At 47.6% G+C, this 23,156-nt stretch carries 30 protein-coding genes and 1 riboswitch; of the genes, 23 read left to right on the forward strand and 7 right to left on the reverse strand.

Annotated elements, in window-relative coordinates:
* Positions 1 to 55 precede the first annotated feature (55 nt).
* The 5 genes from queC (at position 56) to FGT79_RS12870 (ending at position 2,742) form a co-directional block, all read left to right on the forward strand.
* Positions 56 to 721, forward strand: a complete 666-nt coding sequence (queC, locus tag FGT79_RS12850) for a 7-cyano-7-deazaguanine synthase QueC (RefSeq protein ID WP_138753216.1) — start codon at positions 56 to 58, stop codon at positions 719 to 721.
* Positions 721 to 1,173, forward strand: a complete 453-nt coding sequence (gene queD / locus FGT79_RS12855; protein ID WP_138753617.1) for a 6-carboxytetrahydropterin synthase QueD — start codon at positions 721 to 723, stop codon at positions 1,171 to 1,173. Before queC ends, queD begins: the two co-directional genes overlap by 1 nt.
* Positions 1,160 to 1,891 carry a 7-carboxy-7-deazaguanine synthase QueE gene (gene queE, locus FGT79_RS12860; protein WP_138753217.1) on the forward strand — a complete coding sequence of 244 codons (732 nt, stop codon included), beginning with the start codon at positions 1,160 to 1,162 and terminating at the stop codon, positions 1,889 to 1,891. The genes queD and queE overlap by 14 nt, the downstream gene beginning before the upstream one ends.
* Positions 1,892 to 1,919: 28 nt before the next feature.
* The gene (gene queF / locus FGT79_RS12865; protein ID WP_138753218.1) at positions 1,920 to 2,417 is read left to right on the forward strand and encodes a preQ(1) synthase; all 498 of its coding nucleotides are present in this window, start codon (positions 1,920 to 1,922) and stop codon (positions 2,415 to 2,417) included.
* Positions 2,418 to 2,535: 118 nt separating this feature from the next.
* A complete protein-coding gene (locus FGT79_RS12870) occupies positions 2,536 to 2,742 on the forward strand; it encodes a hypothetical protein (protein ID WP_138753219.1) in 207 nt (68 codons plus the stop codon).
* 39 nt (positions 2,743 to 2,781) lie between these two features.
* Here the strand turns inward: FGT79_RS12870 and thiD are convergent, their stop codons facing one another.
* A complete protein-coding gene (thiD, locus tag FGT79_RS12875; RefSeq protein ID WP_138753220.1) occupies positions 2,782 to 3,606 on the reverse strand; it encodes a bifunctional hydroxymethylpyrimidine kinase/phosphomethylpyrimidine kinase in 825 nt (274 codons plus the stop codon).
* A gap of 92 nt (positions 3,607 to 3,698) precedes the next feature.
* A riboswitch (TPP riboswitch) is annotated at positions 3,699 to 3,801 on the reverse strand.
* A gap of 87 nt (positions 3,802 to 3,888) precedes the next feature.
* Between thiD and FGT79_RS12880 the strand changes: the two genes are divergently transcribed.
* Together FGT79_RS12880 and FGT79_RS12885 are read left to right on the forward strand one after the other, a co-directional pair.
* Positions 3,889 to 4,446 (forward strand): SLOG family protein, encoded by a 558-nt coding sequence (locus tag FGT79_RS12880; protein ID WP_138753221.1) that lies wholly within the window; start codon positions 3,889 to 3,891, stop codon positions 4,444 to 4,446.
* Between the two features lie 111 nt (positions 4,447 to 4,557).
* The gene (locus FGT79_RS12885) at positions 4,558 to 5,931 is read left to right on the forward strand and encodes a hypothetical protein (protein WP_138753222.1); all 1,374 of its coding nucleotides are present in this window, start codon (positions 4,558 to 4,560) and stop codon (positions 5,929 to 5,931) included.
* Between the two features lie 92 nt (positions 5,932 to 6,023).
* On the opposite strand, the gene FGT79_RS12890 is transcribed toward FGT79_RS12885, so the two are convergent.
* Positions 6,024 to 7,400 (reverse strand): MFS transporter, encoded by a 1,377-nt coding sequence (locus FGT79_RS12890; protein ID WP_138753223.1) that lies wholly within the window; start codon positions 7,398 to 7,400, stop codon positions 6,024 to 6,026.
* Positions 7,401 to 7,523: 123 nt separating this feature from the next.
* On the opposite strand from FGT79_RS12890, the gene FGT79_RS12895 reads away from it, so the two are divergent.
* Positions 7,524 to 7,829: an ArsR/SmtB family transcription factor gene (locus tag FGT79_RS12895; protein WP_138753224.1), complete on the forward strand. Its 306-nt coding sequence runs from the start codon at positions 7,524 to 7,526 to the stop codon at positions 7,827 to 7,829.
* A gap of 78 nt (positions 7,830 to 7,907) precedes the next feature.
* Positions 7,908 to 9,467, forward strand: a complete 1,560-nt coding sequence (locus FGT79_RS12900) for a sensor domain-containing diguanylate cyclase (RefSeq protein WP_138753225.1) — start codon at positions 7,908 to 7,910, stop codon at positions 9,465 to 9,467.
* A gap of 52 nt (positions 9,468 to 9,519) precedes the next feature.
* On the opposite strand, the gene FGT79_RS12905 is transcribed toward FGT79_RS12900, so the two are convergent.
* On the reverse strand, positions 9,520 to 10,188 hold the full coding sequence (locus tag FGT79_RS12905; protein ID WP_138753226.1) for a class I SAM-dependent methyltransferase: 669 nt from the start codon (positions 10,186 to 10,188) through the stop codon (positions 9,520 to 9,522).
* A gap of 119 nt (positions 10,189 to 10,307) precedes the next feature.
* Between FGT79_RS12905 and FGT79_RS12910 the strand changes: the two genes are divergently transcribed.
* From FGT79_RS12910 to FGT79_RS12925, 4 genes are all read left to right on the forward strand, one after another.
* Positions 10,308 to 10,880, forward strand: coding sequence for a GNAT family N-acetyltransferase (locus tag FGT79_RS12910; RefSeq protein WP_246096441.1), 573 nt, complete (start codon positions 10,308 to 10,310; stop codon positions 10,878 to 10,880).
* Positions 10,881 to 10,993: 113 nt separating this feature from the next.
* Positions 10,994 to 11,233 (forward strand): hypothetical protein, encoded by a 240-nt coding sequence (locus tag FGT79_RS12915; RefSeq protein ID WP_138753228.1) that lies wholly within the window; start codon positions 10,994 to 10,996, stop codon positions 11,231 to 11,233.
* Positions 11,234 to 11,442: 209 nt separating this feature from the next.
* Entirely contained in the window at positions 11,443 to 11,844 is a 402-nt protein-coding gene (locus FGT79_RS12920) for a YhjD family protein (protein ID WP_138753229.1), read from the forward strand.
* Between the two features lie 135 nt (positions 11,845 to 11,979).
* A complete protein-coding gene (locus tag FGT79_RS12925) occupies positions 11,980 to 12,369 on the forward strand; it encodes a cupredoxin domain-containing protein (protein WP_138753230.1) in 390 nt (129 codons plus the stop codon).
* 63 nt (positions 12,370 to 12,432) lie between these two features.
* Here the strand turns inward: FGT79_RS12925 and FGT79_RS12930 are convergent, their stop codons facing one another.
* Complete coding sequence (locus FGT79_RS12930) at positions 12,433 to 12,702, reverse strand: hypothetical protein (RefSeq protein WP_138753231.1); 270 nt, start codon at positions 12,700 to 12,702, stop codon at positions 12,433 to 12,435.
* Positions 12,703 to 12,809: 107 nt separating this feature from the next.
* Here FGT79_RS12930 and FGT79_RS12935 point away from each other — a divergent pair, with 107 nt between their 5' ends.
* The 5 genes from FGT79_RS12935 (at position 12,810) to FGT79_RS12955 (ending at position 15,751) form a co-directional block, all read left to right on the forward strand.
* Positions 12,810 to 13,097, forward strand: a complete 288-nt coding sequence (locus FGT79_RS12935) for a Dabb family protein (RefSeq protein WP_138753232.1) — start codon at positions 12,810 to 12,812, stop codon at positions 13,095 to 13,097.
* 152 nt (positions 13,098 to 13,249) lie between these two features.
* Positions 13,250 to 13,669, forward strand: coding sequence for a DUF86 domain-containing protein (locus FGT79_RS12940; protein ID WP_138753618.1), 420 nt, complete (start codon positions 13,250 to 13,252; stop codon positions 13,667 to 13,669).
* 240 nt (positions 13,670 to 13,909) lie between these two features.
* Positions 13,910 to 14,566, forward strand: coding sequence for a helix-turn-helix transcriptional regulator (locus tag FGT79_RS12945; protein ID WP_138753619.1), 657 nt, complete (start codon positions 13,910 to 13,912; stop codon positions 14,564 to 14,566).
* Between the two features lie 228 nt (positions 14,567 to 14,794).
* A complete protein-coding gene (locus FGT79_RS12950) occupies positions 14,795 to 15,271 on the forward strand; it encodes a DUF948 domain-containing protein (protein ID WP_138753233.1) in 477 nt (158 codons plus the stop codon).
* Positions 15,272 to 15,322: 51 nt separating this feature from the next.
* Positions 15,323 to 15,751: a YtxH domain-containing protein gene (locus FGT79_RS12955; protein ID WP_138753234.1), complete on the forward strand. Its 429-nt coding sequence runs from the start codon at positions 15,323 to 15,325 to the stop codon at positions 15,749 to 15,751.
* Positions 15,752 to 15,876: 125 nt separating this feature from the next.
* On the opposite strand, the gene FGT79_RS12960 is transcribed toward FGT79_RS12955, so the two are convergent.
* The 3 genes from FGT79_RS12960 to FGT79_RS12970 all read right to left on the reverse strand — a co-directional run bounded on the left by FGT79_RS12960 (position 15,877) and on the right by FGT79_RS12970 (position 19,904).
* A complete protein-coding gene (locus tag FGT79_RS12960; RefSeq protein WP_246096412.1) occupies positions 15,877 to 17,091 on the reverse strand; it encodes a sugar phosphate nucleotidyltransferase in 1,215 nt (404 codons plus the stop codon).
* A gap of 209 nt (positions 17,092 to 17,300) precedes the next feature.
* Positions 17,301 to 19,046 (reverse strand): alpha-glycosidase, encoded by a 1,746-nt coding sequence (locus FGT79_RS12965; RefSeq protein ID WP_138753235.1) that lies wholly within the window; start codon positions 19,044 to 19,046, stop codon positions 17,301 to 17,303.
* A 51-nt stretch (positions 19,047 to 19,097) separates the two neighbouring features.
* Positions 19,098 to 19,904: an SDR family oxidoreductase gene (locus tag FGT79_RS12970; protein ID WP_138753236.1), complete on the reverse strand. Its 807-nt coding sequence runs from the start codon at positions 19,902 to 19,904 to the stop codon at positions 19,098 to 19,100.
* A 423-nt stretch (positions 19,905 to 20,327) separates the two neighbouring features.
* On the opposite strand from FGT79_RS12970, the gene racE reads away from it, so the two are divergent.
* The 5 genes from racE to FGT79_RS12995 all read left to right on the forward strand — a co-directional run bounded on the left by racE (position 20,328) and on the right by FGT79_RS12995 (position 23,088).
* On the forward strand, positions 20,328 to 21,137 hold the full coding sequence (gene racE, locus FGT79_RS12975; protein ID WP_138753237.1) for a glutamate racemase: 810 nt from the start codon (positions 20,328 to 20,330) through the stop codon (positions 21,135 to 21,137).
* Positions 21,138 to 21,267: 130 nt separating this feature from the next.
* Positions 21,268 to 22,152 (forward strand): M14 family metallopeptidase, encoded by an 885-nt coding sequence (locus FGT79_RS12980; protein WP_138753238.1) that lies wholly within the window; start codon positions 21,268 to 21,270, stop codon positions 22,150 to 22,152.
* An 89-nt stretch (positions 22,153 to 22,241) separates the two neighbouring features.
* The gene (locus FGT79_RS12985; RefSeq protein WP_138753239.1) at positions 22,242 to 22,481 is read left to right on the forward strand and encodes a hypothetical protein; all 240 of its coding nucleotides are present in this window, start codon (positions 22,242 to 22,244) and stop codon (positions 22,479 to 22,481) included.
* Between the two features lie 44 nt (positions 22,482 to 22,525).
* Entirely contained in the window at positions 22,526 to 22,828 is a 303-nt protein-coding gene (locus FGT79_RS12990; protein ID WP_138753240.1) for an iron-sulfur cluster assembly accessory protein, read from the forward strand.
* 35 nt (positions 22,829 to 22,863) lie between these two features.
* Positions 22,864 to 23,088: a YuzB family protein gene (locus FGT79_RS12995; RefSeq protein WP_138753241.1), complete on the forward strand. Its 225-nt coding sequence runs from the start codon at positions 22,864 to 22,866 to the stop codon at positions 23,086 to 23,088.
* The last annotated feature ends 68 nt before the right edge of the window (positions 23,089 to 23,156 follow it).

Here is a 23,156-nt window from a genome sequence, read left to right on the forward strand (position 1 = left end):
AATGAAGGAATTCAGGCGATCTCGAATCTTCTCAAATTAGAGAGGGAGATGCAGCATGAAAAAAGAAAAGGCGGTCGTCGTATTCAGCGGCGGCCAAGACAGTACCACTTGCTTGTTTTGGGCGATGGAGCGTTTCTCGGAAGTAGAAGCCGTTACGTTTAATTATGGGCAGAGGCATAAGCTGGAGCTGGATTGCGCGGCAGAGATTGCCAAAGAGCTGAATATTAAGCATCATATCCTCGATATGTCTTTGCTTAACCAATTGGCCCCGAATGCTCTGACTAGGGATGATATTGCGATCGAACAGAAGGAAGGGGAACTCCCAACGACTTTTGTCGACGGGCGTAATATGCTGTTTCTGACCTTTGCTGCAGTGCTTGCCAAGCAGCTTGGTGCCAAGCATATTGTGACTGGTGTATGCGAAACGGATTTCAGCGGTTACCCGGATTGCCGAGACATATTCGTGAAATCTCTTAATGTGACGCTGAACCTGTCGATGGACTATCCGTTTGTCATTGATACGCCGCTCATGTGGCTTAACAAGGCGCAGACATGGGAACTCTCGGATACACTGGGAGCCTTTGAATTCGTACGCACGCGGACATTGACCTGCTATAACGGCATCATAGCTGATGGCTGCGGTGCTTGTCCAGCATGCGAGCTTCGCAAGAAAGGGCTCGATGATTATTTGTCTATGCGCCTACAAGGAGCGAAGCGATGATGCTTCAGCAAATATATCCAGCAGTCCTTCACGACTATTGCTATGAGCTGAATAAGGATTTTCATTTCGCGGCTGCTCATTACGTCCCTGCGAAGGAAGCAGGCAAATGCCAGCAGCTTCATGGTCATACGTATTATGCGAATGTAACAGTCGCGGGAGATGAGCTTAATTCGACAGGTTTTCTGGTGAATTTTGCGGTGATCAAAAAGCTGATCCATGATCGGTTTGACCATACGTTGCTTAATGATGATAAAGAAAGCTTCAACGACACTGCAGCCGACTTTTTTCCAACGACGGAGGTTGTAGCACGTACCATACAAGAGCTCGTACAGCAACATTTGGATGGCACGGCTAACAAGCCGCAATGCGTTCAGGTTTATTTGCGGGAAACCCCAACGAGCTATTGTATTTACCGACCTAAGAGAAAGGCGGGTCAGCATGCAGAACGTTAAGCGAATTCCTGTTCTGGAGGTGTTCGGGCCGACAGTCCAAGGGGAAGGCATGGTTATCGGACGCAAAACGATGTTTGTCCGTACAGCAGGCTGTGACTACAGCTGCTCTTGGTGTGATTCGGCCTTTACTTGGGATGGGAGCGCCAAGGCTGATATTCGTATGCTGACGGCTTATGAAATCATAGAGCAATTAAAGGATGCTGGCGGTTCTACCTTCGAGCATGTAACGATATCTGGAGGAAACCCTGCGCTGCTGCCGCAGCTGGAGCAATTAATAGATGCCCTCCATCAGCAGCAGATCAGCGTAGCGCTGGAGACACAGGGAAGTCGGTGGCAGAATTGGTTCTGGTCGGTTGATGAGCTGACTTTGTCACCTAAGCCTCCGAGCTCAGGCATGACAACGGACTGGAACGTGCTTGACGGCATTGTTGAGAAGCTGGTCGCAGGTAAAACAAGTTTTTGCTTGAAGACGGTTGTGTTCGACGAGACGGATCTCGAGTACGCTACCTTTGTCCATCTGCGCTATCCGAATGTTCCGTTCTATTTGCAGGCGGGCAACGGACAGCTTCAGGAAGCGGAGCCGGCGCGCATGCTCCCCTATTTGGTGGAGCGTTACGAATGGCTGATTGATCAAGTGATGCCGAATTCGGAGCTGAAGCGGGTGCATGTGCTGCCACAGCTGCATACTTGGGTATGGGGCAACAAAAAAGGGGTTTAACAGCAAGGAAAAGAGAGGTGGAAAGAACATGGAAGGAAGAAGCAAGGAAGAGCTTAGTGGTGTAACGCTGCTCGGCAATCAAGGGACGAAGTACGAGTTTCAATATACGCCATCCATTCTAGAGGCATTCGATAACAAGCATCCAAATCGCGACTATTTCGTAAAGTTCAATTGTCCGGAATTTACGAGTCTCTGTCCCATGACGGGTCAGCCAGACTTTGCAACGATTTATATTTCGTACATTCCCGATATGAGAATGGTTGAGAGCAAGTCGCTGAAGCTCTATCTGTTCAGCTTCCGCAATCACGGTGATTTCCATGAGGATTGCATGAACATTATTATGAACGACTTAATTGCGCTGATGAATCCAAGGTATATCGAGGTGTGGGGGAAGTTCACGCCGCGTGGCGGCATCTCTATCGATCCTTACTGCAATTGGGGCCAGCCGGGCACCAAATATGAGCAGATGGCCGAGCATCGGCTTATGAACCATGACTTATACCCGGAAAAAATAGATAATCGCTAGGCAAGCTGGCAAGGAAACCCCGTCTAAGGTCTAGTAACGGGTCATGCCTAAAGTCCATACCAAACGAAATGATATCGTTTATACTTAATACAAGGTTTGAAATAAATGGGTTGAAGAAATGAGTGAACGATTCATGATACGAAATGCATTATGTATGTCGGTATTGCTGTTTACAATAGCATCTGCGTTATCCAGTCACGGTGCCGTTCCGCAGCGACTTCAAGCGGGGGATGATACTGAGCAATTGAAATATAGGCTGCTTGAACATTCGCTAGCATCTCATACAGAATCTCTTAGCGGCCCAATTAACCGCATATTTGATTGAAAGACGGGTGTCTCCTAGAGGCACCCGTTTTTCATGCCGTTATGTAATGGTATAGCTCGTTCCTTCATGTATGTTGCGATACGCAAAATGGTTCGTCGGACCGTGTCCGCTGCCAATGCCAAGCTGATTCTCGATAGCTGCTTGAATGAACGCTTTGGCCGTTCGTATCGCCTCGGACACCGCTTTCCCTTGCGCAAGCTCTGCGGTGATTGCTGCGGAGAAGGTACAGCCGGTGCCATGGGTATGGCGGGTATCGATACGATTGCTCTCCAAGTACATATAGCGCTCGCCATCAAAGAGCAAATCAACGATTCGCTCGCTTGGGGCAGCATGCCCGCCCTTGATGACTACATAGCGGGAGCCCATCTGAAAGAGGATACGAGCGGCCTCCTCTCGATCGCTAAGAGAGCGAATCGGCATTTGGGCAAGGAGTTCCGCTTCTGGTATGTTCGGCGTCGTTACGAGTGCAAGCGGGATCAGATGCTTGATGAATGTCCGAATGGCTTCCTGCTGCAGTAAAGTGGAGCCGCCTTTGGCGATCATGACCGGATCAATAATTAAGTTATGCCAGTCATACTGCTTGATCTTTGCAGCTACGATTTCAATGATTTCACTGCTGAATAGCATGCCTGTCTTGAGCGCATCGGGTGTTAAGTCCTCACCAATGGAGTCAAGCTGCCTGCTAATAGCTGATGCTTCTATCGGATATACACCTTGTACGCCAAGTGTATTCTGAGCGGTAATGGCTGTAATAACGGACATGCCGTATGCGCCCAGCTCCTGAAACGTTTTAATATCGGCTTGAATGCCTGCACCGCCTCCGCTGTCTGAGCCGGCAATCGTTAGCGCTTTATACCGTGTCATAAACTAAAACCCCCGCTAAACCATAAAGACCCGCCTATTTCCAAAGGGAAATGAGCGGGTCCAACGTTCAACAAGGCTTGCGCATATGAACGAATGCTGCTGCTCCACTTCCCTCCGCTGGAATGATCCAGATCAGGTTCCGAGGGTCCGAAGCTCGTGCTCCGTCTCAGCCATAAGGCTCCCCTAGTGAAAGAATTAGGTCGATATTTGGTTTGTTTTTTTTCTACTATAGCATACACTTAAGAGATGTAAACCTTAATTATCCGAAAAGGCGTTGAATAAATGAAAAATTTACTCGTTACCGGTTATCGTGCTCATGAGCTTAATATTTTCAGCCAAAAGCATGAGGGAATCGTATATATTAAAAAAGCACTGACGGGCAAGCTCGAGCCGCTTATAGAGGACGGACTGGAGTGGGTCATTACACCGGGACAGTACGGGGTCGATCTATGGGCTTGCGAGGTCGTCATTGCTTTGAAGGCATTATATCCGCAGTTAAAACTGTCTATTATTTCTGCTTACAGCAATCCAGAGGAGAAGTGGAAGGACGATAAAAAGGCTTTTTATCACGAGGTGCTAAAGGGAGTAGATTATTACGCCTCCGTAAGCAATCAGCCTTATAACGGCATCTGGCAATTTACGGCAAGGGACGAGCTGTTGTTCCGCAAGACAGATGGCATTTTACTCGTATACGATGAGGATGCCGGAGAAGGCAGTCCTAAGTTTTTTAAGGAAAAAGCGCTAAAGAAGCAGCAAGCGGAAGGCTATGAATATATAAGCATCAGCTCAGAAGATATACAAAGCATAGCAGACGAAAGTACGCTCTACACGGAATTTTAACAAAATGTAAATATAGTTGTTGACACTTTTGTTTTTCAGTTGATATACTATGTGACATTACATATATCCGATTGAAATTATCGGGATTAATTAACAGTGGAGGTTATGTTCATGAGAAAAACACAGGCTTACTACACCAAATTGCTGGCATCATTCCTCTTATCGTCTTCACTTCTACTTACGCAAGCGACCGCGTTCGCTGCATCACCTGCGGTAGCTGTAACAGCGACTGCTAGTACTGCTGCAGTACAAGAGGATGGAGCAGCGCAGTACAAGCAATTTTTGAACGAGAAATTCGACGTCAGCCTAAGCGGCAAAGTCACAAAAGGTCAATTCATCACAGCGGTAGCTGACATTCTAGGTTATAAGCCATCCGGCAAAGAGGTAGTATTCACTGATGTTCAGGCAGGCAGCGAGCTTTATTCAGCAGCAGCGGCTCTTTACGAGAAAGGCATTCTATCTGGACCTGCAATTCAAGGCGATCAGGTGCTTACGAGCTCTGTTGCAGTAGCGATTGCTGTACGAGCAGCAGGCTTCAAGGAACTGGCTTACACTTACCCGACAGCAAAGGTCGACAAAGCACTTGCTAAGCTAGGCGTGAAAAGCAGCGTCCTCGGTACGAAAGGCGCTCAAGAAACAGCGGCAGCAGTGGATACGGGATTAGTGACTTCTAGCCTGTATGTAGGACCGAAGAGCGCAGCCAGCGAACAATTGATTAACACGCTGCTTGGCAAAGTATTGATTACGAAAGGCCTGTACAAGAAATACTTGGGCTACACGAGTGACGGTGATATTTATGCCAAGCTTAACGATGCGTATAAAACGTCTGACATTATTAATGCACCTAAGCTGCAAAATGTTGTGAATACGGCGCTAAAGCAAGACTTAATTACAGGCTACAACATTAAGGATTCCCGTTTCGACGCTAATTTCATCGATTCCTTATCGCTGGTTTATGGACATTCGAACTTCAATCATGCGATTCAGCTAATCGGACTTCTACGCAGCGAAGGCGTGAATGCAAAGGTACAGTTCGAGCCTAAGACATCTGCTTTCATCTTCTTGGCTGAATGGGGTACACCTGGACCGAATGTTGTTCAAATCGAGAACGGCAACTACATCAATTATGACAAAGAATATGATTTGAATTTCGAATTTGCAACAGTAGCGGATAAAGTGAAGTTCCAAGATATTATTTTGAAATATGCCAAAAAAGATAAAGACGGTCAAGAGGGCCTAATTATTTCTTCATGGTGGCAGCCTTTGTACTACTCGCAAACCGAGCTAGCGGATTATGAGATCATTACAAACAACTTTATTACGGATCCAGACAGCCCGTACACCGTTAACCCGTTCTCACTGAATGAGAATTCCGCAAAGGTAGTAGCCGGCTTCAAAGCTATTGATCCTAGCGTAGTCGTAACACCTACACAATTCTGGGTAGATAAACCGTTCTTCAGATATTTGAATGGTGAAGCTTCATAGTTTACTAGATTGTGATTAACAGCAAAAAGCCCGAGCCATCCTATTGACGGCTCGGGCTTTTTGCTATTCGTTGTGAAGCTAATGTAGAGGAGTTAGGTCTGCTGCTTAGCTGAGAAGTAATACAGCCACGATGCTACAATGGCTAATGCGGCGATAAAGCCCATTCCCCAGAATATATTAGAGAAAGCCTGCTGCAGCGGGAGCTCGCTTTGGGCAGCCAGTACAATGCCGCTAATGGCTACGCTAAAGGCACCGCTTATGAATTGAGACAGCTGGAACAACCCCATGCCTGCCCCGACATGCTCACCTGGCAATATCCGTGACAGCTCATTCGAGACGCCGGAATTCAAAGCCGAGAAACCGACACTCATGATGATATAGATGACCATAACGGCATAAATGGATTGGTCTGCGAACAAAGCAAATGCTACGGCCGCTATCAGTAACGGAAGAGGCGCGATTCGCAATAGCATGCTGTTGCCGAATCGGTCGATGATTTTGCCGACGCGTCCCGATGAAAGCATGGCTATAAGTGCTCCAGGAAAGATAATAAGACCAGCTTGACCTGGTGAGAGCTTAAACATATGGATGAGCACCTGCGGCAGCAGGAAGAGCGTTGCGAAATTGTTGATATAAGAGATGATGCCCAAAGTAATGAGCCGTATATACTTTTTGTTGCGGAATAGTGATGGCTGAACAAACGGGTTCGCAGCTCGATTAATTCTAACCCAGAACAAGACGAGTGCAGCCAGTCCGGCAATTAATGCCACTATGAAGTGATTCGTAATGTACAAGAGTACACCTGTTGAACCGATACCGACAAGTGCTGCACCCAATACGTCAAAGGAGCCTTTATTCGATGCTTCTTCTGGGAGCAGTCGGTGGAATACCGGGATAAGCAGCAAGGAGATGCCGGTCACGATGAACAAATCATTCCAGCCAAGGTATTCCGTGATCGCACCGCCAATGACAGGGCCGAGTCCGAGACCAAGAGATGCAGCAGACGTTATAAGTGCCATGGACTTTCCACGTCTGGATAACGGGATGAACCTTGTAATGAGAACGATCGTTAAGCTAAGCACGGAGCCGGCACCGGATGCTTGCAGCAGCCTGGCAACTAGGAGCAGCACGTAATGGTGACTGAAGAAACCGAGTATAGACGCCCCTCCCATAGCGAGCAAACCAATCGTGAGCAGCAGCCGTATCGGCACGAAGTCGGCCAACCTGCTGAACGTAATGGACGAAATGGCGAATATAATGGAATAGCCTGTAATGATCCATGAAGCAGCGGAAGCTGACAGCATGAACTCAGCTGTAACTTGAGGCAGCGCCAAATTGAACATCATGGTGTTCATAATGACGATAATGACAGTTAAGCCGAGCAAAGGAATAACAAGACGATCTTTGAATGCGGGACGTTCTTCGTCAGCGCTGAGGGGTGGAGCAGCAATAGCAGCAGTATTTCTCATATGACCTCCAAGATGAATAATCTCTATTTTTAATTTTATTGTACGATAATTATCGTACGATGAAAATATAGCATGAGTTATGTTATAATGCAATCAATGAATATGGGACAGGAGTGAAGAAGTGTGAAAATCTTATTTCATCCGAATCTAGAGGATATCGAGCTGACTTCTGTGCTATATGCACTCAGCGATCCCATTCGTCTTAAATTGGTCATGAACATTAGAGAGAGTGGGGAGCAGACTTGCGGTCATTTTGATTTCCCTGTTGTCAAATCGACGATGACTCATCATATACGCACCCTGAGGGAAGCAGGTATATTGAACGTACGAAAACAAGGGACTCAGCATTTCCTGACACTTCGAGCTGACGATCTCAACCTGCGATTTCCCGGCCTGCTCGAAGCGATTGTACATGCAGCATCTTTGTAAGCGTATGATTTTTATTTATTTTCTCAATCATTTGCGTTAGAATGAAGCAGTACTAATGCAACGAGAGAAGGAATAACTTTGGGTACGAGAAAAGGCTTGAAGCTACGATCCGTATTAATATTCCTAGTCACCATATCTGTTCTTTTAACCGCCGTAATAGGCGGTTATTTTGCATGGGGAATGAATAGGACTTCCTTGACTAACGGCTATTTGGAGAGCAATTATCAGTATGCCAAAAAACTTACGTCCAATACGAGTGAACTGCTTCAAATTATGCACACCAATATCGAAGACATTGCCGGAATTACTGCTAAACAAACCATATCGCAAAAGGATTTGAACATCTGGTTCCAAGCGAGCGAGCACTATTTCAATGCGATTCTAATCGTGAATCATGAACGTGTAGTAACGGCTGTCAGCTCTCGCAATCAATTACCTGTTGTCGGAACGGTGTTAAACTCCTTAGCTTCTTATCAAGCCGTTCAGCAGCAGAAGCCGCTTATATCTCAGCCTTACTTAGGTCCGACATCGAAACGCTTGCTTGTAATGATTTCATCGCCGACTTTCGACTCTAACGGAGAATATACAGGTTTTGTAGCTGGGACCATCTATTTGAGCGATGATAATGCACTAAATAAATTGCTCAGTGAGCACTTTTATGGAAACGGTTCGTATGTGTATGTTGCGGACAAGAACGGCCATCTTATTTTTCATCCAGATAAGTCCAGAATTTATGAAACGGTAACCACGAACGCGGTCATTAATAAAGCCATATCGGGCAGAAGCGGCGCGCAGCAAATTATGAATTCCCAGGAAATAAATTTTTTTGCCGGGTATGCCTATGAGCCCTTGACGGGCTGGGCCATTATTGCGCAAACGCCTGCTTCCATTATCGATGAACCGCTCAAGCAGTTCATCTGGAAACTGATTTTTCGTGCGATCCCTGTATTCATTATTATTTTGCTAATTGCCTGGTATGTTTCATATTTGCTGTCGAAGCCGCTGTTTGAGCTCGCTGCTTTCTCAGAGGAAGCGATTCTTACACCCAAGCCGAATCGTCATAAGAGGCCGCGAATAAACTCTTACATTTATGAGGTCAGACAGCTCAATCAGAGCATCAATAATCATTTCAGCTTGCTGAACAAGGAAATCCGAATGGATGGATTGACGGGTCTTGCGAACAGGAAAACATTTGATTGGACAATTACGGAATGGCTTGCCGACGATATTCCGTTTGCGCTTATTTTGCTGGATATCGACCATTTCAAAAGTATTAATGATCGGTATGGGCATCTAACTGGTGATGAAGTATTACTTTACACCGCTTCGAAAATAAGACAGTATTCCCGAGGTCAGGATTTCTGTTTCCGCTATGGAGGCGAGGAGTTTGGCATTCTGGTTAAGTATGGGACGATTCCAATCGCCTTGCAGATGGCCGAACGCTTGCGGGAAGCTGTTGCGGCCGAGGCGAGCCCAACGGGCAGTCATGTATGTATATCCATTGGCATATCAAGATCGGATGGGAAAGCTGAGGATGCCAAAGAAATCATTGCTATGGCGGATAAGGCACTTTATCAATCGAAGGAAGCGGGAAGAAACCGAACGACCATATACGAGGACAACAAGAAAGGACAGTAACGCTGCTACTGTCCTCCTTTGTTGTAAGGGATAGGCTGCTTGCTCGAATGGGCTAAGATTTGGTTAGCAGCGCTCTGAAGCAATACAAGGTTCCCCATATTTCGGAATGGAGCGCATCCGTTGGAGGAATCAACTCGATGGGGTTCGCAAAGGATAGTCCGGCAGCATCTGCTGATCGCTTCAGATGCTCAAGATCGACGGTCGGGTAATCGAATGTCAACGCGACACTGCCCCCCCGCTTCACCACTCTAGCGAATTCCTTCAGGCTTAGCTCTTGATCGGCGGGACTTAGATGCTCAAGAACGGATATACAGAAAACGGTATCGAAAAACTGACTCTCGTAAGGCAGTGCAGTAATGCTGGCCTGGGAATAGATGACCTTGGACCAACCTTGGTGGTCGAGAATGGATTGGAGTGAATCTGCCCCGACATCGTTGATAATTTCCCCGGCAATGGTATCCCAGGAATTAATTCGAGCATCGTAATCGCAAGCGAACGTTTGCTTGCACTTTCCGCCTAGAAAAAATTTGAGCGGATGTGAAATGCCGCAAGCTGCATCAAGTACAATTGCCTCAGGCGCCGCAAGCGCGCTGCACCATTCGTATTCATAAGGACGGCTCCACCAGGTCTCAGGCAATGGATAAATAAATTGATCCGACTTGGGATCGTTGACGTTGAAGAAACGTGCTTCTTGCAGTCGATTCTCATTAGTAGCTGTCATCGTAGTGCTCCTCTCAGGGGCGGAAATGCTGTCATTTGCTTCTACACACGCTGCTCATCTTAGAAGTTTATGATTGGCAGACTTGATTATATGTCTTTGGGAGAGGAGCTGATTGGTTGATGACGTTATTTTCATTTGAATTTTTCCCTCGAATGGAAACAGAACGGTTTATACTGCGCAAGTCAGAGGAACGCGACATAACAGACCTCTATGAGCTTTATTCTGATCAGGAGGTTATTAAGTATACACTGCTGCAACCGTTTCTTGATCATAATGAAGCCAGGCAAGAAATGAATTGGTATCATGAGATCTTTGAGCAGCAAATCGGAATTCGCTGGCTAATTGAGGACAAGGCTACTGGCAAAATGATCGGAACATGCGGCTTCCTTCATTATGTGAAGGAGTACGCGAGGTCTGAAATTGGTTATGATCTCGTACCGGCCTATTGGAGGCGCGGTATTATGAGCGAAGTTGCAGCACCGATTATCGCATTTGGTTTTGACACGCTGCAGCTGCATTGTATTGAAGCGAAGGTAGATGTAGTTAATGCAGCTTCTATCGGCTTGCTGTCTAAGCTTGGTTTTAAGCAGGACAGGGAGTTAATTGAATATGAGTTTGAGGCTGGGCAGTTCATTGAGCTTCTGCATTTCGCGATGCTTCGCAGAGACTATAGGCGCTTGTGGCTTCCATAATAACTCTTTCGCAACGGATGGTTACAAGGTATACTGGAAGGTAAGAGTAAGGGCATGCTGAATCAGCATGGCTGCTTGAACGCTCGGAACAAATCGATTAGGAGGCAATAACAATGTCTGTAAGTAAAGCAAAAAAAGCAAGGCAGAAGCTGGCCCAGCAGGGGCGCATGACACCGGATATGCTGCGTGGAAGCTGGCAAGGTATTAACCCCATGGGTAAACGCACTCCGACACTACAAGAGAAGCAAGAAAAGCTGAATAGGAAGCATCGAAGGAATCACGCGAGTTACAGCGATGGTTCCTTTTGTATTTATAAGGGTAGATTGCGGGACGGATTGGCTGATGTGATGTAAGCACATATGTATGCTTATGGAGTGAATTTGGCTTTGGAGCGAGGTTTGGCGCGCACGTGGAAGCAGGAGCTGAGGGTCATTCAATCATGCGTCGACAAGGCGATTGAGCACGAAAATAGGGAAATGGTGGGCATAGCGAAATTCGCTTGCATGAAATCCACAGCAATAGCTATAATAAGAACAAATGTTCTTATTATGGAGGGGTTACAATGGCCGCATTTGAGGAAGAAAGCCGCGGCAAAGTTAGAACGGCAGCAAGTCCGCCTATACAAACCGAGGAGGAGCTTGAACGAGTGAAGCGTTTCGTACTGCTTGGAATCGTGATACGTATTTTGGATCATGATATACGAGTGATCGGTACGTCTGCCATTAAGCTTCCGCGCTTCTATGAGTCGATGATGCGAGGCATACAGGATAGGGTGCTGCTTGATCTTGCTGTGATCAAAAGAGAATTTCGTCAAACAGGCATTAAGGTGTACGAAGAGAGGCGGCAGGCAGACGGTTTGCATGCACAATATGTGTGCAGAGGCTACCATCATCAGTTTTTTATGCTGTGGGGCTTTGTCAAAGCGGAATCTGAACGATTATTAAAACAGTATTTGTCCAGTTAATTCACTAATTGTTCATTGTTTTGTCATAATACCGAAAAAAAATTTCTGCTTTCTGAAGTTTAAGGTTGAGAACTTCGGACGATCTTATGTAATATAAGAGGTAGACATTATGAACGCAAAGGGGAGCACATAGCAATGCATAAGTGGGTTATGTTTACTTTATTTACAGCGGCTTCATTACTGGGCTTATATTTGCTCACATTCGCCCTGCCCGCTAAACCGGTTGACGAGTCTGCTTCATTGCCAGAGGGCATGAGCTTGCTCAAGGTTGTAGCATCCAATGATTTCGTATTCGATCAAGAAGAGTACAAAGTTAAGGTTGGAGACAAAGTTAGACTAAAGCTATCCAATAAAAGCGGTATTCACGGTATGCATATTGATGAGCTTAAAGTGGCATTGGACAATGATCATCCGGAGACGGATTTGGAGTTCACTGAGCCGGGCACTTATCGCATCTACTGCTCGATTCCATGCGGCCAAGGACATACGACGATGGAAGCTACGCTTGTCGTCGAAGCGGCTTAATGAGTAAACGACTAGAGTGAAAATGAGAAAGGAGCCGAAAGGCTCCTTTTTGTCGATCTGAGGTTACTTTGCTGAACGCGGTTGTTGCTCGGATTCTCGACGGCCTCTTGTAATGAGAACGTCTGCGATAAAGCCAAGCAGTGCCCAAGTAATTACGGTAAGTACATACATGAGAATGACGCTTACCTCATGAATGTCCACAAACAAATCCACGACCCAAGCAGGAATGCTGAACATAAAGAAAACGAAGTTGTGAGGGTCGTAGCCAGTGTAATTAAACAAGCAAATGGCAAGACCGATCAAAGTAGTAACAATCGTAACCGGATAGCGCATAACGTACCGATCTCCTTCGTGTTAAAGATTGCCGTAATGCGACTGCATAGGTTATTATGTGACAAACGGATGCAATTTATACAATGAAACCATAGGAGGAACAACAAATGCTAACACATATTGTTTTCTTTAAATTAAAGGACGGCAGCGAAGAAAGCGTAGCTCGTACCGCACAAGTGCTAAGAGATATGGAAGGCAAGATCGAGGTGCTGAAGTCCATCGAGGTAGGCATTGATGTACTACATTCGGAGCGCTCGTACGATATTGCCCTTATTACGAAATTTGAATCGTTGGAAGCGTTGGAGGTCTATCAGGTTCATCCTGTTCACAAAAAAGTAATTGAGCATATGACGCAGGTTCGTGAAGCTTCCGTCAGCGTTGATTTTGAAAGCTAAGGGGCAGGTTAACGACAAATGAGCGATATGAGAGATGTATATGAGATTATGACCTATTTGCTGGTCATTATCTTTAGCAGCGTTATTATGGTGGCATGGCTGAAACGTAAATCCAAAAAAAAGAAGCAAGGCTGAAAGCGGGCGACTGATTGATGTATTATGTGAATCGGGAACAAATTGCTGTGCGGTTGGATTCAATAGTTGAGGTTGCAGCTGCGCTGGACATGCTTGCTGCGAATTGGCAGGGAACGCTCCTTGAAGGCTTGGCTCAGGAGAGGGCACTGCATTTGGCTGTTGAGACGGTAACCGATGTAGGGAGCTTTCTGATTGACGGCTTTATATTGCGTGATGCGAGCAGCTACGAAGACATCATAGAAATTTCAGGAGAAGCGGGTGCTTTCCCGGCAGATATGCAGAGCACATTGATTGAGCTCGTCAAGCTGCGCAAGCCGCTGGTTCAAGAATATTATGTGTGGGAGAGAGCGGAGCTTCATCCGCTTTCGCGGACATTGTCAACTATATTACCGATATATAAGCAAGCGGTGGAGGAATATTTGGAGCGTGAATTGTAACAACGGTTTAAGCTGTTTTGGAGGCAAGCAGGCTGCAGCCGCAAGTTGAGGCTGCAGCCTTTTTTTGAAAGATAGGAAAGTATATCCTTAGGCTATATCTTCTCTATATTTCTTGGAATGAAACGCGCCGCGCCGCACAAGGACGACGATAATCGTTTCACCTTGACCGATTTACGAAAAAGTTAAAATACGTTACAATGACGCTATCAAGCTTGCGGGGGAGGTGAAGGGTTGAAGCGGATGAAAACAGCAAGTGCAGCTGGGGGAAGAGCGGCGTCACAAGGCGACCATTCGACACGTGAACGCATATTGATGCTGCTGAAGACGGAAGGCAGAATGTATGCTGGCGATTTGTCCAGTGAGCTTTCGTTAACAGAAATGGCAATTAGACGTCATATGTATGCGCTGGAGAGTGAAGGGAGCGTTCATATCGTCTCCATTCGCCAAGCGATGGGTAGACCGCTACACGCGTATGAGCTGACGGCTGAGGCGGATGAGCTTTTTCCGAAAAATTATCACCTGCTTGCGCTGGACTTGCTTGACGAGCTGGCGGATGACCCGGACACCGCTGCGCTTATTGATCGGATGTTCGAAGGACGCAAGAAAAAGCTTCAGCTGCGTTACGAAACAAGAATGGCTGGCAAGAGCTTAGCGGACAAGGTCAGCGAGCTCGCGGCCATTCAGAATGCTGGCGGATATATGGCTGAAGTGGAGCCGCAAAGTGACGGTAGCTATATGCTGTATGAATATAATTGTCCAATCGCGCAGGTTGCAGGCAAATATGTTCAAGCATGTACGTGTGAGCTGTCCTTGTTCGAAGCGCTTCTTGATGCCCCAGTGGCACGGACGGAATGTTTGGCCAAAGGCGGAGGCAAGTGCAGCTATCATATTGGCTAGATATAAACGATAGGTCAGTTACGGGCCGCCCCTGTTAATCGGAGACGATTGGCAGGGGCGGCTTTTTGCATTCGCAGCTCCAGCTTAGGTTTATTAGTGCTCAGATGATTTTTCAATCATGTGTGTCAGGACAAGCCCATGCTGCTTATACTGTCATTACGCAAGTGGGCATTCGTCTAGAAGCAAGTTACGCAGGCAGGTTATTGATGGTGGAGGAGGGATACGGTCATGATCATGACATGGAGTGCAGCGATTGCCGCAGGGGCGTTTGTTTTTCTAGTAGCAGGCATACTTCTGGCCTTGCGAACGGCTTTGCACAGGCTGGGTCAGGTACAGATTGAAGCTGAAGCGATGCGGCTGGATTTGCATAAGCTGAGTACGGAGCTCAGCAGGCTTATCCAGCCTGCTGAGGAAACGATTCGATCCGCGAATCGACAGCTTCTGGCAGCCAGCAAGCTTTTTGAATCGGCAGGGCATATTGGCGGAGCTATTGCGAACACCACATCGGCAGCTGAACGAATTACATCACTATTATCAGAATCGGTGGAGCAGCATGCGAATCATCATAAGACAAAACGCCAGGTCGGTGAAGCGCTTGAATGGGCAGAGCTAGGAATGACAGCGTGGCAGCTGTGGCAAACTAACCGAAAGAAAGAAATGACTCAAGGGAATGCGCATGATCCTGTATCCGAATCGGAATCCTAATTCAAGATGCAGCAGACGAAGTGCGTGCTATATATGAGAGGAGCGAAAACAATGTCAACACGTAAACAAACAAAAGGATTTTTATTGGGTGCATTAGCTGGAGGTGTGGTGGGCTCAATTACAGCTTTGCTATTGGCACCGAAGCCAGGCAAGGAGCTGCGTCAGGATATTTCGGACGGTGCGCAGAAGGTAAGCGAGACAACGGTTAAGGTAGCTGGGCAAGTGGGAGATACGACTGGGCGCATTGCTAAGCAAATCGGCGGGCAAGCGATCCAAATTGCGGGTAGAACGAAGCAGGCGGCAAGCGGCGTTGTAAGCAGTGTGAGAAGCCGGAATAAAGGAACCGAAGAAACCGAAGCTAATGCAGAAACCGAAGAAATTATAGCAAGCGGAAGCGAAGAAGCGGCAAGCGCAATAGAAACGGTTGAAGCAGGAGAAACCGAAGCTGCAGTATCCAAGGAGCTTCAATCTATCAATTAACGATAAGCTGCATCGGTTAGGCTGATGGCGGATGTTCGCATTAAAAGTCAGAATAATCAGAAAATAAGGCAAACAGCGTGGAGCATTGGCTCCTGCAGTTTGCCTTATTTGATAGCGATTTTGGCCTAGCCAAGCATGTTGCTGTGTATCCGTCCAGGTACCTCGTTCAGTAAGCTGGCCAGCGGCTCCAGATTGTAGCCCTTCATGGCTGAGGTCGATGCGGTAATGGCTTCCCCTGGCCCGACAACAGATATATCATCATTCAATTGCCCGATGAAGGCATCATCATGAATGATTGCTCCTTCACCAATAATGGCACGATGGATGGTCACGTTGCGTCCGATTCGAGCGCCAGGCATAATGATGCTTTCGTAAATTTCGCTGTTCGCTCCGATGGAAACGCCGTTGCAAATAACGGACCGCGTTACATCCGATTCAATGGCGCAGGCCGGATGCAGCAGTGAGTCGGTAATCGTAGCTTCTGGACTCAGATAAGGCTTCTCAAGGCTCCCCGTTGTAAAGCGCTGCGACTGCTGCTTGTTAAGCTTGAACTCGCCATCGAGCAAATCCATATTGGCTTCCCACAGGCTGTCTATCGTGCCAACATCACGCCAGTAGCCTTCATATGGGTAGGCTAACATGCTTGCTTTGGAAGCAAGTATTGCAGGGATAACATCCTTGCCGAAATCATGGCTGGAATTCGGATTTGCAGCATCCTCAAGCATGTATGCTCTCAGATCTGCCCAGCGGAATAAATAGATACCCATCGAAGCTAGATTGCTGGTTGGCTTAGCTGGCTTCTCATGGAACGAATGAACCTTGAAGTTGTCGTCCGTATGAATAATTCCGAAACGGCTTGCTTCTCGCCAAGGGACCTGCTTGACTGCTATGGTTACCGCCGCGCTGCGGTTTTTATGAAACTCCAGCATTGGCTTATAGTCCATTTCGTAAATATGGTCACCTGAGAGAATAAGTACATGCTCGGGGCTGTACTGGTCGATATAATCGATATTTTGGTATATGGCATCGGCTGTCCCTGCGTAACCGTCAGCTCGTTTACGCGAAGAAGGCAATACCGTAACGCCGCTCGCGGCCGATGACTCTTGAAGCCCGTGGTGGTCGTTCAATACATATTTATGGACACTATCGGCACAATACTGCGTCAGTACGCCTATCGTCCCAATATTTGAATTAGCACAGTTAATCAGTGGAAAATCAATCATGCGAAAGCGATCACCGAAAGGGATAATCGGCTTTGCGGCTTGGCTTGTCAGTGGTGACAAGCGTCGTCCTTCGCCACCGGCTAACAGCATGGCAATACATTCATTATGGCTTTTCAATTTAATTTCCCCCTGTCCGATAAGTTTTGTTGGTATAGGCTGCGTTCATTATAATGAAACATTAACCTTGCTGGGTCCGTTTGAAACCTTTACTCCGAAAAAAATAGCAGCAGCTTGTAAATTCGAAGGTATAGGTCAGGGAGAAGCAGTCAAGAGGGGGAAAAGGACCTCTACCTTGCCCAAATGACAAGATAGAGGTCCAGGAGGTACTATATGATTCGATAGATGATTCTGAAGTCAAGGGGCGGCAGATCAATTCGAAGCTGCTCGTCAACTGTAATAATCTCATCTCCGGTCAGGGCATCATGCCAGTCGTCCACATCCATAGGATGCGACAGCGTGACGGACTCATCGGTGTTATTCATCCAAATCGTGAAATGCTGCTTCTCATTCAAGCGCTCGAAAATGAGAGTACCACTCTCGTTGTCTGCGTGAAGGAAGCGGAAGCGGCCGTCGCGCAGCGCGGCATGCTCTTTGCGCAGGGCGATCAGAAGCTGGTAGAAGTCAAACAGCTCGCGATCCTGCCGCTCAGTATCCCATTCCATGCATTTGCGGCAATCCGGATCATCGTCGCCGTCTAGTCCGATCTCGTCGCCATAATAGATGCAGGGAATGCCCATAGAAGCCATCATGAAAACAACAGCCAGCTTCAAGCGAGCTTTGTTGCCGCCTAGTCTAGTCGCAATGCGCGGAATGTCATGGCTTGAGAGCAGATTGAACATGGCTTCGTTCGTCTGTTGCGGATAACGCATAAGCAGACGGTTGATCTGGTCTGCGAAACCAGAGGCTGCATAGTCGGCAGATGCGAAAAAAGCGGTCACTTCATTCGTGAATGGATAATTCATGGACGAATCGAACTCATCGCCATGCAGCCAATTGAGCGCATTACCCCAAACTTCACCGATAATAAATGCGTCAGGCTTCTCCGTTTTTACTGCTGTACGGAAATCACGCCAGAAGGCGTGGTCGACTTCGTTGGCTACGTCAAGCCGCCAGCCGTCAATATCGGCCTCTCTGATCCAATGAATAGACACATCCAGCAGATATTGCTTAACCTCAGGATTAGCAGTGTTGAGCTTTGGCATATTGCCGAAGAAGCCGAAGGTTGCGTAGTTCGCGGCACCGTCCTTGACTTCTACAGGGAAGCCGTTCAAGTGAAACCAGTCTTTATACTTCGAATTGTCGCCATGCTGCAGCACGTCCTGAAACGGCGGGAATTGCTCGCTGGTATGGTTGAATACAGCGTCCAGCACGACACGGATACCGAGGTCATGGCAGGCTTTCACGAGTTTTTTGAGAAGCGCTGCATCCCCGAACTGTGGATCAATATGCATATAATCGACCGTGTCGTATTTGTGGTTGGACGGCGCTAAGAATAATGGCGTCAAATAAATGGCGTTCACGCCCAAATCAGTCAAATGGCTTAAGTGATCGAGAATGCCTTGCAAATCACCGCCAAAATGATCTTCTCCCCCTGGCTTTTCTCCCCAAGGTCGGATCCCTTCCGGATCATTACTCGTGTCGCCATTGGCGAAGCGATCAGGCATAATCTGATAGAAAATAGCGGACTTCGCCCACTCCGGTGCATCAAACAAATCGATGGCGTGAATAAAGGGAACCTCGAAGTAGCCTCCTGCTGGCGTAGGCTGGTCTTCATAAATACCTGTCTCGATCAGCCAAAGGGTTTCGTCTCCGGATCGGACACGGAATCCGTATGAAAAACGATGGAATTGTGGTTTAATGACGGCCTCCCAATAATCGAACAAAGGATCGGCGGCAATCTTTTCCATTGGAATATCCATGGAATGGCTATCCCAGTCGTATTTGTCACCAGTTACAGCGAAGGCTTCTTCCACGTCATTCCTTTTGGTGCGGAGCCTGAGATGAAAGGTATTGCAATCGTAGGCATAAGCCCATTTTAGATCTGGTGAGTGATGCAGACATTCTTTGAACATTGGCTCCCGCTCCTTTTGTATGTGATTTTTCATGGATACATGAATCAAATATTAGCCGCGCAGCAAAGATTCCGCACCATCGATGTACACTTCCGTACCTGATATATGGCTCGCATCATCAGATGCCAGAAACAAAGCAAGCTTCGCGACTTGAGCGGCGCTGCCTGGTCCATCCTCAAGCGGCTGATTGCCCTCGGGATATTCCACGGGAATCGTTATTTCGTCAAGCTCTGGCGTTCTTTCGGTGTTTTCTTCGATGTTCGTATCGATAGCGCCTGGGCATATGACGTTCACGCGGATTTGGTATTGGGCAAGCTCCAATGCGGCCATTTTGGCAAAAGCGACCTGACCCGCCTTCGTGCTGCTGTAAGCGCTGAAGCCGATGTTGGAGAAAACACGGTTGCCATTAATCGAGCTTGTAATAATGACGCTGCCGCCATTGTCTTTCATCAATGGAATAGCGTGTTTCACGGTGAGAAAAGTACCGCTTAAATTAACTTGCAGCGTCGTATTCCAATCGTCCAACGCCATTTGTTCAATCGGGGCAAGCACGCCGTTAATACCGGCATTGGCATAGACAATATCCACACGGCCGAAACGTTCCTTCACTTGGCGGTAGGCATTTGCCAGCTGAATTTCACTGGAAATATCCGTCTCGATGGAAAGACAGGTGACTTCGTCTTTCTGAATGATGCGGCAAACTTCCTCCATCGAAGCTTCCTTTACATCCAGGAGCACCAAATCAGCCCCTTCCCTTGCGAATCGCAAAGCGGCCGCTCGTCCAATGCCGGAGCCGGCACCTGTAATGAGTGCTATTTTCCCATTCAAGCGTCCCGCTCGGCTATGTCGTTTCGTCATCAGATCGTCCTCCTTTTGCTAATCGGCTCCTTGGGGAGAGCTTGGTTTCTACTTGTATGTACCCGATACGGTGCCAACGAAACAGCAGGCAGTCTTGAAGCGCATAAAGGCCAAAGGGCTGTTTAGCGCAATCCGCACGGGATGAATGTCTAATAAACAAATGATTAGATAGGGTTCAATTGCGGTTCATTGCCTTCTTCGTTGTCTTTTTTCATCTCATGCTGGACAAGCTTCACTTACTTGAGCGGAAAAGTGTGGAACGTGCCGATCACTTCAGATTTTATTGGCTAACTGAAATTTAGGCGGGTCTTTTACTTGTACCTAGTGTGGACATCATGCTATCCAAAGGTACGTTTTTGTGCCTGTTTTCATATGTTATTAAGTCTGGATTCATTAACATTCATTCAGGAAAGCGGTGTGTTTGTGCAGCAACCGATTGCGATACTAGATTCAGGCGTTGGCGGCCTCACCGTTGCTAAGGAAGTCATGCGCCAACTGCCGCGAGAGAAAATCGTATACTTCGGGGATACGGCCAGAACGCCTTACGGCCCGCGCTCTTCGGAGGAAATTGTTCGATTCACCAGGGAAATCGTCGATTATCTTATACAGTTTAATCCCAAAATGATTGTTATAGCATGCAATACCGCTACAGCCGCGGGGCTTGAGGATATTCGTTCACGCGTTGCGGTTCCCGTAGTCGGGGTCATTAATCCGGGAGCGAGAGCTGCCATTCGGTTAACGGTTACAGGCTTTGTCGGCGTAATCGGCACAGAAGGAACCATAAAGAGCAAAGCTTATGATCAGGCGCTAAGAGCGCTGTCTCCTGAAGTGAAAGTGATTAGCGAAGCATGTCCGCGCTTTGTCCCGCTCGTTGAGAAGGGCAATTTCCGTTCCCGAGAAACGTACGAAACGGTGCTGAGCTCGATTGGGCATCTGCAAGGCTATCCACTCGATACACTTATACTTGGCTGCACGCATTATCCGTTCTTGACGGAGACGATCTCCGAGGTAATGGGGCAGGATGTGAAGCTCATCAGCTCGGCAGAAGAGACGGCACGCGAGATTAGCTTGATTCTTCAAACAGAGGGCAACCTCTCGCATGGAGAGACCATTTCGGTTCATCAGTTTTTTTGCAGTGGAGATACGCGAATATTCCAATCCATTACGAATCAATGGCTGGGCAAGCAGATTCAGCTGTCTCCAGTCGTGTGGCAAATTCCCACAATCGTGTGAAGGCTGAAATCGCACCAAAGAAGCTGCACCCAATGGGTTTGGCTTCTTTTGGCCGTTTCGCTACATAGGACATGCGCAGGCGCGCATAGCATGAAGGAAGCATACTTAGGCAGCAGGAGGCGATTGAGATATGTACGCCGTACAAAGCTATGGGTATTCGGATTTACTCGATGGAGTGAGACAGCTCTCGGGCAGATATCCGTTTCTATCAGCGCATGTGATTGGGGAGAGCGTCATGGGCAAGCCTTTGCTTGCGCTTCGCTGCGGAACGGGTTCGCGCCGCGTTCATATGAATGGTTCCTTCCATGCAAATGAGTGGATTACATCCGCGCTGCTGATGCGTTTTGTAGCGGATTTGTCCGCGGCTTATTGTACCGGCGAGGAGATCGGCGGGCAGCAGGCAGCAGATCTCTGCAGGGAAGTGACGCTATGGGTAGTGCCGATGGTCAATCCTGATGGCGTCGAGCTCTCGCAGCAAGGCTTGCATGAGACGCATCCCTATTATCGGCAGCTCGTGGATTGGAATGGCGGATCGGCGCAGTTCAGCGGCTGGAAAGCTAATATCCGCGGCGTGGATTTGAATGATCAGTTTCCTGCGTTCTGGGAAGAGGAGTGTAAGCGCAGAGGAATGGAGGGACCTGCACCACGCGATTATCCAGGGCCTTACCCGCTTAGCGAGCCTGAGGCGGCTGCTATGGCTAGGTTCACAGACACAATCGACTTCCATCGTGTGATGGCACTGCATACGCAGGGACGCGAGATTTATTGGAATTATCGTGACTTTGAGCCTGCTGAGTCAGAGCAACTAGCGAGTAAGCTGGCGAGGGTAAGCGGATACGAGGCCGTTAAGCTTACAGGCAGCGATGCAGGCTATAAGGATTGGTATATCCAGCGCTACCGCAGGCCGGGATTTACCGTTGAAGCTGGTTACGGCGAGAACCCGCTTCCGATGAGCAAATTTGACTCTATTTATGTAGAACTTCAGCCGCTGCTGCTAGAGATGCTTCGTCTTTAGCGGCCTTTGGCCTTTCATGTTTGGATAGAGCATACGAAGGGGTCATATGTTATAATAAGTGAAAAAGCTCAGCAAAGGTGGAGTGTCTGATGCGTAAATTGTTGTCGCTGCGCCACTGGCAGCAGACGTTTGTCCGTATTTTTCAATTGCTGCGGTCTAAAAACGTCTCAATGCTGGACAAGCTGATCTTCACTATTCCTGTTTTCCTCTACTGGGTACTTCCAGACGTGTTGCCGCTGCCGTTTCTGCCAGTGGATGATATTGCCGTTACGATGGTGCTCGCACAATGGTTTGCCCGTAGAATGGAGACGAAGTATAATATAAAATAATAAAGATTGCCGCGAGGCTAATGATAAGAGGAGCTGGAATAATCATGAATTGCAGAATTTCAAAAAATGCCGCAAAAGTACTACAGCTAGAGCTGGACAAGCCCGAAAACGAAGGCAAGCTGCTTCGCATTTACGTGACTCATTCACACGGCGATCACGCTCATTACGGCATGGGAATTGACGAGCCGACTGACAAGGATATTGTTGTATCAACAGACAAAGGTATCGACGTCATTCTGGAGAAAGACAATGCTTTCTTGGACGGCGTACGCATCGATTATTTCTATGTGCCTGAAGAAGGCTTTGCCGTCACGAATCCAACCAAGGGCAACCACGGCGATCACTAGGTTTCCTTCGTATCCGGTTGAAATGGTCAGTTATTATGGCAAATGACATTCGAGTTTGCGACAAATGCAAACACACCCAGTTGAAATCAATTGTACCTAAGCTGCAGAAGCTGGCGCCGGACGCAGAGATCCGCGTCGGCTGTAAATCCTATTGCGGGCCTTGTGCCCGCTACGCATTTATTTTTATTAATGGCAGATACATTAAGGCAGTAAACGAGGATGAGGCCATCGAGAAGGTCCGACCTTATATCAAGAAATAGACGAGCCGACAACAGGACCTTACGAGCATTTTTTCGTAAGGTCCTGTTGTCTATCCGCTGAACCGGAA

The sequence above is a fragment of the Paenibacillus sinopodophylli genome, from assembly GCF_005930355.1.
In the GTDB taxonomy this organism is placed as follows: Bacteria; Bacillota; Bacilli; order Paenibacillales; family Paenibacillaceae; genus Pristimantibacillus; species Pristimantibacillus sinopodophylli.

Bases quoted from the DNA above. Each gene is read 5' to 3' on its own strand.
- queC (WP_138753216.1), top strand. From the start codon at position 56: ATGAAAAAAGAAAAGGCGGTCGTCGTATTCAGCGGCGGCCAAGACAGT.
- queD (WP_138753617.1), top strand. From the start codon at position 721: ATGCTTCAGCAAATATATCCAGCAGTCCTTCACGACTATTGCTATGAG.
- queE (WP_138753217.1), top strand. From the start codon at position 1,160: ATGCAGAACGTTAAGCGAATTCCTGTTCTGGAGGTGTTCGGGCCGACA.
- queF (WP_138753218.1), top strand. From the start codon at position 1,920: ATGGAAGGAAGAAGCAAGGAAGAGCTTAGTGGTGTAACGCTGCTCGGC.
- FGT79_RS12870 (WP_138753219.1), top strand. From the start codon at position 2,536: ATGAGTGAACGATTCATGATACGAAATGCATTATGTATGTCGGTATTG.
- thiD (WP_138753220.1), bottom strand. From the start codon at position 3,606: ATGACACGGTATAAAGCGCTAACGATTGCCGGCTCAGACAGCGGAGGC.
- FGT79_RS12880 (WP_138753221.1), top strand. From the start codon at position 3,889: ATGAAAAATTTACTCGTTACCGGTTATCGTGCTCATGAGCTTAATATT.
- FGT79_RS12885 (WP_138753222.1), top strand. From the start codon at position 4,558: ATGAGAAAAACACAGGCTTACTACACCAAATTGCTGGCATCATTCCTC.
- FGT79_RS12890 (WP_138753223.1), bottom strand. From the start codon at position 7,400: ATGAGAAATACTGCTGCTATTGCTGCTCCACCCCTCAGCGCTGACGAA.
- FGT79_RS12905 (WP_138753226.1), bottom strand. From the start codon at position 10,188: ATGACAGCTACTAATGAGAATCGACTGCAAGAAGCACGTTTCTTCAAC.
- FGT79_RS12910 (WP_246096441.1), top strand. From the start codon at position 10,308: ATGACGTTATTTTCATTTGAATTTTTCCCTCGAATGGAAACAGAACGG.
- FGT79_RS12915 (WP_138753228.1), top strand. From the start codon at position 10,994: ATGTCTGTAAGTAAAGCAAAAAAAGCAAGGCAGAAGCTGGCCCAGCAG.
- FGT79_RS12920 (WP_138753229.1), top strand. From the start codon at position 11,443: ATGGCCGCATTTGAGGAAGAAAGCCGCGGCAAAGTTAGAACGGCAGCA.
- FGT79_RS12925 (WP_138753230.1), top strand. From the start codon at position 11,980: ATGCATAAGTGGGTTATGTTTACTTTATTTACAGCGGCTTCATTACTG.
- FGT79_RS12930 (WP_138753231.1), bottom strand. From the start codon at position 12,702: ATGCGCTATCCGGTTACGATTGTTACTACTTTGATCGGTCTTGCCATT.
- FGT79_RS12935 (WP_138753232.1), top strand. From the start codon at position 12,810: ATGCTAACACATATTGTTTTCTTTAAATTAAAGGACGGCAGCGAAGAA.
- FGT79_RS12940 (WP_138753618.1), top strand. From the start codon at position 13,250: ATGTATTATGTGAATCGGGAACAAATTGCTGTGCGGTTGGATTCAATA.
- FGT79_RS12945 (WP_138753619.1), top strand. From the start codon at position 13,910: ATGAAAACAGCAAGTGCAGCTGGGGGAAGAGCGGCGTCACAAGGCGAC.
- FGT79_RS12950 (WP_138753233.1), top strand. From the start codon at position 14,795: ATGATCATGACATGGAGTGCAGCGATTGCCGCAGGGGCGTTTGTTTTT.
- FGT79_RS12955 (WP_138753234.1), top strand. From the start codon at position 15,323: ATGTCAACACGTAAACAAACAAAAGGATTTTTATTGGGTGCATTAGCT.
- FGT79_RS12965 (WP_138753235.1), bottom strand. From the start codon at position 19,046: ATGTTCAAAGAATGTCTGCATCACTCACCAGATCTAAAATGGGCTTAT.
- FGT79_RS12970 (WP_138753236.1), bottom strand. From the start codon at position 19,904: ATGACGAAACGACATAGCCGAGCGGGACGCTTGAATGGGAAAATAGCA.
- FGT79_RS12980 (WP_138753238.1), top strand. From the start codon at position 21,268: ATGTACGCCGTACAAAGCTATGGGTATTCGGATTTACTCGATGGAGTG.
- FGT79_RS12985 (WP_138753239.1), top strand. From the start codon at position 22,242: ATGCGTAAATTGTTGTCGCTGCGCCACTGGCAGCAGACGTTTGTCCGT.
- FGT79_RS12990 (WP_138753240.1), top strand. From the start codon at position 22,526: ATGAATTGCAGAATTTCAAAAAATGCCGCAAAAGTACTACAGCTAGAG.
- FGT79_RS12995 (WP_138753241.1), top strand. From the start codon at position 22,864: ATGGCAAATGACATTCGAGTTTGCGACAAATGCAAACACACCCAGTTG.